This is a genomic window from Flaviramulus basaltis, from assembly GCF_900114265.1.
Classification (GTDB): domain Bacteria; phylum Bacteroidota; class Bacteroidia; order Flavobacteriales; family Flavobacteriaceae; genus Flaviramulus; species Flaviramulus basaltis.
On sequence record NZ_FPKV01000001.1, the window covers coordinates 969,182 to 979,879 of the forward strand.

10 protein-coding genes are annotated in these 10,698 nt (G+C 31.5%); 5 read left to right on the top strand and 5 right to left on the bottom strand.

The features are described from left to right. The first annotated feature begins 2 nt into the window (after positions 1-2). The 3 genes from rnc to pyk all read left to right on the top strand — a co-directional run bounded on the left by rnc (position 3) and on the right by pyk (position 2,789). Positions 3-743, top strand: coding sequence for a ribonuclease III (gene rnc / locus BT151_RS04450; RefSeq protein ID WP_072400543.1), 741 nt, complete (start codon positions 3-5; stop codon positions 741-743). A gap of 118 nt (positions 744-861) precedes the next feature. After that, positions 862-1,347, top strand: a complete 486-nt coding sequence (locus BT151_RS04455; RefSeq protein WP_072400544.1) for an IPExxxVDY family protein — start codon at positions 862-864, stop codon at positions 1,345-1,347. Further along, on the top strand, positions 1,347-2,789 hold the full coding sequence (gene pyk / locus BT151_RS04460) for a pyruvate kinase (protein ID WP_072400545.1): 1,443 nt from the start codon (positions 1,347-1,349) through the stop codon (positions 2,787-2,789). The genes BT151_RS04455 and pyk overlap by 1 nt, the downstream gene beginning before the upstream one ends. Before the next feature lie 83 nt (positions 2,790-2,872). On the opposite strand, the gene BT151_RS04465 is transcribed toward pyk, so the two are convergent. The 3 genes from BT151_RS04465 to dinB form a co-directional block, all read right to left on the bottom strand. Beyond that, positions 2,873-4,177: a hypothetical protein gene (locus BT151_RS04465; RefSeq protein ID WP_072400546.1), complete on the bottom strand. Its 1,305-nt coding sequence runs from the start codon at positions 4,175-4,177 to the stop codon at positions 2,873-2,875. Between the two features lie 34 nt (positions 4,178-4,211). After that, on the bottom strand, positions 4,212-6,623 hold the full coding sequence (locus tag BT151_RS04470; RefSeq protein ID WP_072400547.1) for a TonB-dependent receptor: 2,412 nt from the start codon (positions 6,621-6,623) through the stop codon (positions 4,212-4,214). Positions 6,624-6,732: 109 nt separating this feature from the next. Continuing rightward, positions 6,733-7,830: a DNA polymerase IV gene (gene dinB, locus BT151_RS04475; protein WP_072400548.1), complete on the bottom strand. Its 1,098-nt coding sequence runs from the start codon at positions 7,828-7,830 to the stop codon at positions 6,733-6,735. Positions 7,831-7,920: 90 nt separating this feature from the next. On the opposite strand from dinB, the gene BT151_RS04480 reads away from it, so the two are divergent. Continuing rightward, a complete protein-coding gene (locus BT151_RS04480) occupies positions 7,921-8,394 on the top strand; it encodes a CYTH domain-containing protein (RefSeq protein ID WP_072400549.1) in 474 nt (157 codons plus the stop codon). Further along, on the top strand, positions 8,391-8,948 hold the full coding sequence (locus BT151_RS04485; RefSeq protein ID WP_143144252.1) for a YciI family protein: 558 nt from the start codon (positions 8,391-8,393) through the stop codon (positions 8,946-8,948). Before BT151_RS04480 ends, BT151_RS04485 begins: the two co-directional genes overlap by 4 nt. A 28-nt stretch (positions 8,949-8,976) precedes the next feature. Here BT151_RS04485 and BT151_RS04490 read toward each other — a convergent pair whose 3' ends face one another. Beyond that, on the bottom strand, positions 8,977-9,432 hold the full coding sequence (locus BT151_RS04490) for a hypothetical protein (RefSeq protein ID WP_072400551.1): 456 nt from the start codon (positions 9,430-9,432) through the stop codon (positions 8,977-8,979). Positions 9,433-9,509: 77 nt separating this feature from the next. Further along, positions 9,510-10,415 (bottom strand): T9SS type A sorting domain-containing protein, encoded by a 906-nt coding sequence (locus tag BT151_RS04495; RefSeq protein WP_143144253.1) that lies wholly within the window; start codon positions 10,413-10,415, stop codon positions 9,510-9,512. Between the last annotated feature and the right edge of the window lie 283 nt (positions 10,416-10,698).

Below are 10,698 nucleotides of genomic sequence, written 5' to 3' on the forward strand. Positions count from 1 at the left end.
GAATGAAGAACATTCGTAACATATTAAATTCCCGTTTTCAACGCAACGGGAATTTTTTTATGGAAATAACTAAAATCTTAGGATTTAAACCAAAAGAAATCAAGTTCTACAAAAAAGCCTTTACACATCGTTCCATGAACATAAAAGATAGTAAAGGAAACGCTATTAATTATGAGCGTTTAGAGTTTTTGGGCGACGCCATGTTAAGCTCAGTAATTGCCTCTCATTTATACCTTGAAGCTCCCAGTGGAGACGAAGGTTATTTAACAAAAATGCGATCTAAAATTGTAAGTAGAGAGCATTTAAACGAGTTAGGTAGAGACTTGAAATTAATTGATTTAGTTCAGAGTAAAATACCACCAGGGCAGTTTGGAGATAATATTCACGGTAATTTATTTGAAGCTTTAGTAGGTGCTATTTTTTTAGACAAAGGCTACAAATATTGTGAAAAGTTTATTTACAAACGAATAATTATACCTTATGTAGATATAGAAACTTTAGAAGGTAAAGTAATAAGCTACAAAAGTTTGCTTATTGAATGGTGCCAAAAAGAAAAAAAGACCTTTGGTTACAATGTCTATGAAGACACAGGTAATGATGAGGTAAGGCATTTTTCGGTAAAACTATCTATTGATGGAAAAGTGGTAGCCAAAGCGAGAGCCACATCTAAGAAGAAAGCCGAAGAGAAAGCTTCTAAAAGAGCATTTTTTGTTTTTCAAAATAGAATGTCTAAAATGATTTAGTTTTTTTAATTACAAATTATTAACTACAACGTTTTAGTTTATTTTGTTATTAAGATTGATGTAAACATAATGGTACTCAATTTTATAAATACTATATTTACCAAGTTAAACATAAGTAATGGCTGTTCACAAACTTATTCTTGATGATGCTTTTGATGAGGTAGTTTACACTTTAATTGCAATACATTGCATGCTTGAAGATTACCGGTTAGCATATCTTTTAAACAAACATTTGGGTATTTCACTCACCCGAAAATCATCAGATTTAGATTATAAAAACAGCGCGGTATCTTATTCCATATACGATTGGGAAGATACCAAACAATTAGTAACATGGAGCTTGGTTTCAAATATTTGTAAAACCGAAACGCTTAAAAAAACAGAGTATACGTCGTTATTCGACACAGAACAAAAAATAACAAAAACATCTCATTTATTGCCAGAATATAAAACTGTAAATTATTTTTTAAAAATAGATAGCGAATTTAGTTTCAGTAAAGAAAAGTATATTTTAAACAATATATTAAGTATACCTCAAATTGCAACAGCATACAGTGTAGATTCTAGTCAATTAAAATCAAAAGACAATTTAATTTTTAGCTAATGTCAACCAGAAAAAAAACCAAAATAGTAGCAACTCTTGGTCCCGCTACAAGTACTAAAGAAGTTTTAAAAGGCATGCTTGATGCAGGCGTTAATGTATTTAGAATAAACTTCTCTCACGCAGATTATAAAGATGTTGCGGAACGTATTAAAATGATACGCGAACTTAATGAAGAACATAACTTTACTGCTGCAATTTTAGCAGATTTACAGGGGCCAAAACTTCGTGTTGGAGTTATGAAAGAAGAAGTTGTTGTAAACCCAGGTGATGAAATAATTTTTGCAACAGGTAAACGATTTGAAGGTACAAAAGAACGTGTTTACATGACCTATGATAGGTTTCCGCAAGATGCAAAACCAGGAGAACGCGTCCTTTTAGATGATGGAAAATTAATTTTTGAAGTCGTTTCTACAGATAATAAAAAAGAAGTTCTAACTAAGGTTATACAAGGAGGTCCTTTAAAATCTAAAAAAGGAGTTAATCTTCCAAATACTAATATTTCACAGCCAGCATTAACAGAAAAAGATATTGAAGATGCTATTTTTGCAATTAGCTTGGATGTAGACTGGTTTGCTTTATCCTTTGTGCGTCATGCTGAAGATTTAATGGAACTACGCGATTTAATTGCTAAACATAGTGAGCATAAAATTCCTATTATAGCTAAAATAGAAAAACCAGAAGCTGTAGAAAACATTGACAAAATTGTAGCGCATTGTGATGGTTTAATGGTTGCACGTGGCGATTTAGGTGTAGAAGTTCCAGCAGAAGAAGTACCATTAATTCAAAAGCAATTAGTACTACGTGCTAAAAAAGCAAGAATACCAGTAATTATAGCAACCCAAATGATGGAAACTATGATTTCTAGTTTAACACCAACAAGAGCAGAAGTAAACGATGTTGCAAACTCGGTTATGGATGGTGCAGATGCAGTAATGCTTTCTGGTGAAACATCTGTTGGTAAATATCCAGTACAGGTAATTAAACAAATGGCAGACATTTTAAAAAGTGTCGAAAATTCAGAATTAATTAAAGTGCCACAATTACCACCTCATATTCGTACTAATAGATTTATTACAAAATCTATATGTTATCATGCTGCTAATATGGCAAATGAAATTAATGCTCAGGCAATTTCCACACTAACAAATAGTGGGTACACAGCCTTTCAAATTTCGGCTTGGAGACCATCATGTCATATCTTAGTTTTTACATCTAACAAACGTATTTTAACGCGCCTTAGTTTATTGTGGGGAGTTCGTGCATTTTACTATGATAGGTTTGTAAGTACAGATGAAACTATTGAGGATGTTAATGAAATAGCTTGTAAAATGGGTTATTTAGATGTTGGTGACATGGTTATTAGTTTAGCAGCAATGCCTATTCAAGCAAAAGGAATGGTAAACACATTGCGTGTTACAGAGATTACAAGCTGTAGTTTTTAATATATTTAGATTACAACATATATATAAGCGACCCTTTTAGTTTTTCTAAAGGGGTCGCTCTTTTTGTTAAATATAGTTTCTAATTAAAACAAGCCTATATACGAAGCATCGGTAGTACCCGTTTGTAATGTCGCTCCAGTAATATATCCGTTCGCATCGCTAGATGTTGGATCGAAAATATAAACCTTTCCTTCTCCTCCAAGAGATGCTAAAGCCATATATAATTTACCGTTTATTACACTAGCCCATTGATATTGTCTTAACCACAAATCTAATGGAATATTCATTTTCACAGCTGTTTTGTTGTAAATATCCACACGAACTATATCCCAGTTTGAACTTGAACTTCCACCTAAATCTGTGTTCAATACAGGGATATAACCTATACCGTTACCTACATAAAACCATCCTGTGTTTGCTTCAGCATTATGTCCTAAAATACTTTTAATGTTAAAGGTGTATGATGTGTCGTACGCACCATTGCTAATTTTAAGAATTGAAACATCCCCAGAAGTAACTAATTGGTAGGTATCTCCGTTTTCATCTTTATGTGCAACAGGTGTTCTATAACCATTTGTAGAACCTGCAGCTAAAGAAGAACGAATTGTAGTTGGGTTTTCTAATGAAGGATAGTTTACAACTAAAGTTTCAACATCTTCATAAACCATTGTTCCTCTATCATCGGTTAAGGGATCATAAACACTTTTTGCTACGCCATAGTATAATTTACCGTTTGTAATAACAGGTGCATCTATACGTGAAGCATAAATACCTAATGAAGCTTCAGTTTCGTTCCAAGGGAATTCAAAAGAAGTGTTTTCAACCACAGACATTGTGCTTAAATTAACTAAAGCTAATGTTACCGTTGCTTTTGTTCTTTGGTAAACAGGACTAACAGCATCTGGGTCGTCATACAAATTTTCAGAAGCTACATAGTGTAAAATAGCATAATCATCGTCAATTTTAGTCCATCTTGGATAAGCTGTACCCATTACAGTTTGTATATCTGTTGTTAAGTCTAAATTGTAGTTTTGTCCACTTACGTGGTTGTATTTTGCTATATCACCACCACCGTAGTTTAAGTTGTATAGCGTGTTACCGTCTGTAGATGAGTAAAGTCTTGCAGTACGAGTAGACGGCACTTCAAAACCATATCCTGTAAAAGAAAAAGTCTTTTCTGGATCGTTTAACTCTTCAACAGTTGCACCTTGAGTATAAGTTGCAGAGTTTCCTGTAGAACTAGAACCTATTACCAAATGATATGAACGTTGTGATGATGGGTCTGGTTTTTCTATAGGAGAAGAATCGTCTTCACTACATGAAAAAACTGTTAAAGCGATTAGGGATATAAAAGCGAATTTAAATAAAAATTGAATTTTTTGATTCATGGGTTTTTAATTATTAGTGATTATTATATAGATATTAAAGTATTTTATATGTTAGTTTACCATAAAAACCTCTACCTGGTTTTTGTAAGGCGTAATTATCAAATAGTTGACGGTTAAGAACATTCCTCACATCAAAACTTAAAGTAATCGTGTTTTTTGGAAATGTATATGCAAAACCAGTATCTAAAGCAATTTGGGTTGGTATAATTGTTTTTCCTGCACCACCTAAAATATTTCCATGTCTAAAAAACTCATGGACATAGAGTAAGTTTGAATAACAAGATATTTTAGATTTTTTCTGTATAAGGTTTTCTTTATCAAATCTTACATTATAATTCATTGTAAAATAAGGTGTGTTAGGTAAGCGTTGGTAGGAAGGTGTTATTGGATTACCATCTACATCGTAAGTAACATTATAATCTCTTGCATTAAAAAATGATGTGTTAGCACTTACAAAAAGTGTTTTGTCGTAGCTATAGTTTAACTCAAAGTCAAAACCTTCGGTGTAAATTTTCCCAACATTAGAGTTTTGAAAAAACTCTTCATCGTTACCAATAGGTAATTGTATAATTAAATCTTCTGTATCTCGAATAAAAAAATTGGATGTTACACCAAAAGTGTGATTTTTAATTTCAAAATTATTGTATGAAATTCCAATGTTATAGTTCTTACTGCGTTCAGGACTTAAATTAACTGAAGCATTTACATTTGCAGCAACATTACCAAATACTTCACCAGCTTCTGGTAATCTTACAGCTTTTTCGGCAGATCCAAACACAGAAAATTTTGGTGTAATAGCATAAGAAAGCGCCGTACCATACCCTAAATCGTCCGATTTTATATTGTTTTCTTCAATTTCTATTTCTGAATTTGAGGAGTTACCTGTTCGCGTTCGTATTTTAGATGTTCTATCCATATGATATGATTTGGCAAAAACTGTAGTTCTCAATTTTTTATTGAAAGCTAAATTTTCAAAAGAGAGCGAAAAAATGTTTTTCATGTATTTACGTTCTTCTTTTAAAGCGTTTTCAATGGCAGGAAGCTTTGGATCTTTTGAATCTCGTGTAAACGTGTTAAGTAAATGATTGAACTGTAAATTGTTTTTAGGGTTAAAAGCGTACTTTAAATTGCCTCTAGAGTTGAGGGTTTGGTCTATATCTCTTTGTAGAGTTGGTCTTCCAGCTTCTGCACCATCTGCCCACACATCTGGATCGTTGTAGTAACTTGTAGGATGCCCAAGCCAACTATATTGTGTTGCAATAGTATCAATAGTTTTACGATTTAATTCTGAAAAGGATACAAACACACTAGCATCTAGGTTTTTTATAATATTAGATTTAGCAAAATCGATGTTGTACATTTTAGTGTTTTGCTTGGAAAATCTGTTTCCATAAACAATTTCCATGGTGGCAGCTGTTTGTATTTGTTTATCCATATTTGACAACAAAGCACCAAAAAGTAGTTTGTCTGCCCAATCAGTATTTGTATATCCAATTTCTGCTTTTATACCTTGAGAGCGATAGCGGTCGTGAAATCGTTTTGCTTTTATGTATACATCTGGTGTCCCAGGAGATAATTGAACGGCAACTTGGTCACCCCAAACAGAATAATCGTTATCAGCATAATTAATAAAACCAGAACCTCTAACGGTAAAACCATTTTTATCATTTCTGTAAGTTCCGTTAATATCGCTTTTATAGGTTCCAAATGAACCCGCTGATGTTGAAGCCCTTAATTGATTACTTGTTGTTTTGTTTAACACAATATTTATAGCGCCACCCATAGCATCGTCTGATAAATGTGCAGGAACAACACCTTTATAAATCTCAATACGATTAATTAGTGAAGGAGGAATGCTGTTAAGAGAAAATGATGGTCCAAAATTTCTAATAGGGATACCATCAATAAAAATTTTAACCGAATTACCAGACATGCCATTAAGATTATAATGTGCGTGAGAACCTAAACCACCCGATTGTCTCACCCGAACACCTGCGGTTCTGTCTAATAACTGATTGGTTTCGACGGATTGTAAGGCTATATTTTTAGTTTCAATAATACTTACAGCAAAACCTTTTTCTTTAATTTTTTTCTTAGCGGTTTTAGTGTTAACCGTAACCTGTTCTAAGTCTTGATAATGAGTTAGCTCTAATACTAAATTGATAGCTTTGTTTTTCGAATTCAGATATATTTTCTCTGTTTTTCCTTTAGCACTAAGCGAGTATATATTTAAAGTGTATTCGCCAAAAGGGATATTTTTAAAAGAAAACGCACCACTTACACCAGCAGAAATTTCTTTTTTAATTGTAGTATTTTCTAAAACTATTAATGCCCCTAAAGCGGGTTTATTGTTGTCGAACATTACATAGCCAGAAATGTTTCCGTTTTGTGCGAACGCGTAAATATTTAAACAAAGAAATACGATAATAAGGTGTTTTTTTACCAAAATTTGTGTTGATTAGTTTGCAAAACTAACCTTATTTAGATTAAATCCAAATAAAAATAAGATAAAAAATTGATTTATTTTTTTGTGTAATTTAAGTTGGTTTTTTAGACTAAAATTCAAATTTTAGCTGCACACTTATACTTTTTTGCTCAGGTTTTTTCTTGGTTTCTGTGTTTAAATTGGATAAAGAAATTCCTAATAAGCGTACAGAGTTGCTCAACTTTTCTTGATATAACAAATCTTTAGCGGCATCTAGAACAATATGCTTATCGTTAATGTAATAAGGCAAGGTTTTACTTCTAGTTTGTAAAGTAAAATCACTGTATTTAATTTTTAAAGTTACCGTTTTTCCAGCAACTTTGCTTTTGGTTAATCTCCGGGAAACCTCTTCGGCAATATGTTCTAGCTTTTCAAGCATGAAAATTTCAGAAGATAGATTCTCACTAAAAGTACGTTCGGCAGCTAAACTTTTTCTAATGCGATTTGGTTTTACTTCGCTGTTATGAATGCCTCTAACTACATAGTAATAATAGCTGCCAGATTTGCCAAAGTTTTCATTTAAATATTCTAGTGATTTTTGTTTTAAATCTAGACCTGTAAAAATTCCTTTTTGATACATTTTTTCTGCCGTTACCTTGCCAACACCGTAAAATTTTCGAATATCTAATTTTTCTAAAAACTCAAGAACTTCTTCTGGGTTTACTGTTTTTTGTCCGTTAGGTTTATTATAATCGCTTGCTACTTTTGCTACAAATTTGTTAATAGAAACACCTGCAGATGCCGTTAAACCAACCTCATTAAAAATGCGTTCTCTAATTTCTTTTGCAATTAAAGAAGCACTTGGGTTTCCTTTTTTATTTATTGTAACATCCAAATAAGCTTCATCAAGGGAAAGAGGTTCAACCAAATCGGTATAATCAAAAAAAATAGTTCTAATTTTTTTTGATATTTCAGTATATCTATCAAAATGGTGTTTTACAAAAATAAGTTCAGGACAAAGTTTAGCTGCTAAATTACCAGCCATAGCGCTTTTTACACCAAACTTTCTTGCCTCATAGCTTGCTGCACTAATAACACCACGTTTACCACCACCTCCAACAGCAATAGGTTTTCCTTTTAAATCTGGGTTATCCATTTGTTCAATAGAAGCATAAAAAGCATCCATATCTACATGAATAATTTTACGTATTGGTAAATCGGTCAACATACTGTAAATTTAGGCATTAAATGCCTTTTAATTATTATCTTTTTGGGCTATTGAAATTAGAAATGTATATTAATTAAAAAGGATTAGTTAATGATAGAAATAGAACGCAAATTTTTAGTAATATCAGATATTTTTAAAAAAGAGGCTTTCAAAAAAAGTAGAATCATCCAAGGGTTTTTGAATTCACATAAAAAAAGAACTGTTAGGGTAAGATTGAAAGATGATATAGGTTTTTTAACAGTTAAGGGAAAATCTTCTAAAGATGGTTTGTCGCGTTTTGAATGGGAAAAAGAAATAACTAAACAAGAAGCTGAAGCTTTATTACAACTATGTGAATCAGGTATTATTGATAAAATACGTTATGAAGTAACTATTAAAAATCATATTTTTGAAGTAGATGAGTTTTTTGGAGACAACCAAGGTTTAGTCATTGCAGAAGTTGAATTAGAACATGAAAAAGACACTTTTGAAAAACCAAATTGGTTGGGAGAAGAAGTAACAGGAAATATAAAATATTATAATTCGCAATTAAGTAAAAAACCTTTTAAATCATGGGAACAATGAATAAAGCTTTAACAATACTTATAATCGCTATTTTTTTAATAGCATGTAAAGATGAGTCGAAAGCAGCAATGCCTGAAATTAATGACGGTACTACAGAAGCAATAGACAAGGTAACAGATTCTATTGCAGAAACAACGAATGAAGTTATTGATGAGCCAATAAAAAAAACAACAAAAGAATTAAAAGAAGAATTAACCTCAAAAGGCTTTCAAATTTTTGAATATGTTGATAAAAAAACTCAAGATACTGTTATTATGCAACAGTACTTTATGGCTTTTTTAAAAAGCGGGCCCATTAGAGGTCAAAATGAGGAAGAATCTGCATTACTTCAAGAACAACATTTGGCACACTTAAGTAAAATGTATGAGTTAGGCTATGCAGATATTTCTGGGCCTTTTGATGATGATGGCGATATTCGAGGTGTTACCATTTATAACGTACCTACACAAAAAATGGCTGATAGTTTAGCTAATTCTGATCCTATGGTTAAAGCGGGACGTTTAATAATTGAAATACACCCGTGGTGGGCAGCAAAAGGTTTTCCTTTGAGATAGAGATAGATACTATAAAAGTAAGTTTAATTTATTTAACAACAGTAAGTAAATAGCTCCCATTAAAATCCTCAATAGATAGGATTACGCTATTATAACTAGCAGAATTTAAGGTAACATATGAGAAACCACAAATAGTTGGTTCTAATGTTAAGTTTAATATTAAAGTGTCAATTTCGTTATTAGATAATTCGACCTCGTAAATGTTTTCACCAGCTATTCCTAAGAGGTTTAATGTTATTAGATTTTTAATTCCTTCCACATTTTTAAAAACAACATTAGTGTACTCATTCTCATTAATTTTTATCTTAATGTCATCTGCTATGTAGGTCTCATTTTCAATTAAATTATTGCCATTATTATCTATAAGTTTAATATGAAGATTTTTTATAAAAGGATCAAATAGGGCACAGTCAATATCTGACTCATCATCATTTTTACATGATAGTAAACATAAAAAGCAAAGTATTAAAGAGAACGATTTCATATTAGAGGTTTGTTAGTAGATGGGTATTTAATAAAAGGTTGCGTTAATTATTTAAAAATTAAACCAAATAGTTTTACCTAATTTTCTAATTCGATTAGAGCTTCATACAGGTGTTTTTTAGTTATTTTTATTTCTGAAGTTTGTACGATAAACACATAAACTCCTGTTGCTAAATTTATAGGCATAATAATTTGACTTTCTGTAGAATTTAAATTCTTTTCTAATACGTTTTGCCCTAGTATATTTACGCCTTTTAATTTTTTTATTTCTATATTTTTTGCATTTGAAATAACTATAGAAGTATTACTTGCGTTGTAAAAAAGGTTTAGTGAATCTTTTAAATCTGCTTCATTATTTGATAATGAATTTGATACAAAAACAATTTCAAATCGTTCATTTAAAATCCCAGAATTTACGTTTGTTGTGTATGGAGATGTTCTTAAATCATGAAGTGTATTTGTGCCATGATCTTTAAGATAAATAGAAACATCATCTGATACATTTTCTAAGGCATCTATATGTATTGTAATACTTCCTCCGTTAAATGTTTTTACTCCTATAGGTAATATTGTAGTTTCTGTAATGCTATTAATACCTTGTATAATATATTTTGATTCATCAATATTCCAGAACATATCTTCTAGATTATTTTCAATTAGAGGTGCTTCATAGCCCCAATCGTAACTCATGGTCGTATTTTCGTCAATGGTTAACAACAGTTGGCGGTCATATCCATTTGGAGAGTTATACCCAATTCTAAATTTAGGTCTTATATCTTCTTCAATATTATTTTGATTCTTTAATTTTTTATAGCTAGAACTTTCTTTTAAAAACCAAGAATTTGTATTGCTAGTTTCGGTAACAAAAACTCTTTGATTATTTTCAAATTTTGTATTTCCTGAAGTTGTTGCTGTTACAAAGAAGCCTTGGCTAACAGGAATATATCGTCTTGGGGTTTTAATGCTGACCAGATGATGCAACACTAGGGTGTCCTATTGCAGCAACACTTCCAGAGAGCGTGTATAATCCATATCCGCCTTCGTATTCTTTTAAATTATGACTGCTGCCTCCGTAATGTTCCCAAAAATTCGTTTTTGGCGATAGTAACTTGTGATTGCATGTAATCTGTACAGCTAAAAAAAATAAATAGTAAAAGACAGATATTAATTAAGCTTTTAGTGTATTTGTTTTCCATTTTACAGTGATTATTTATAACAAATTTGAATTTGTTTAAACCAAAAGTAAATGGAGCTTCTTTATTTATAT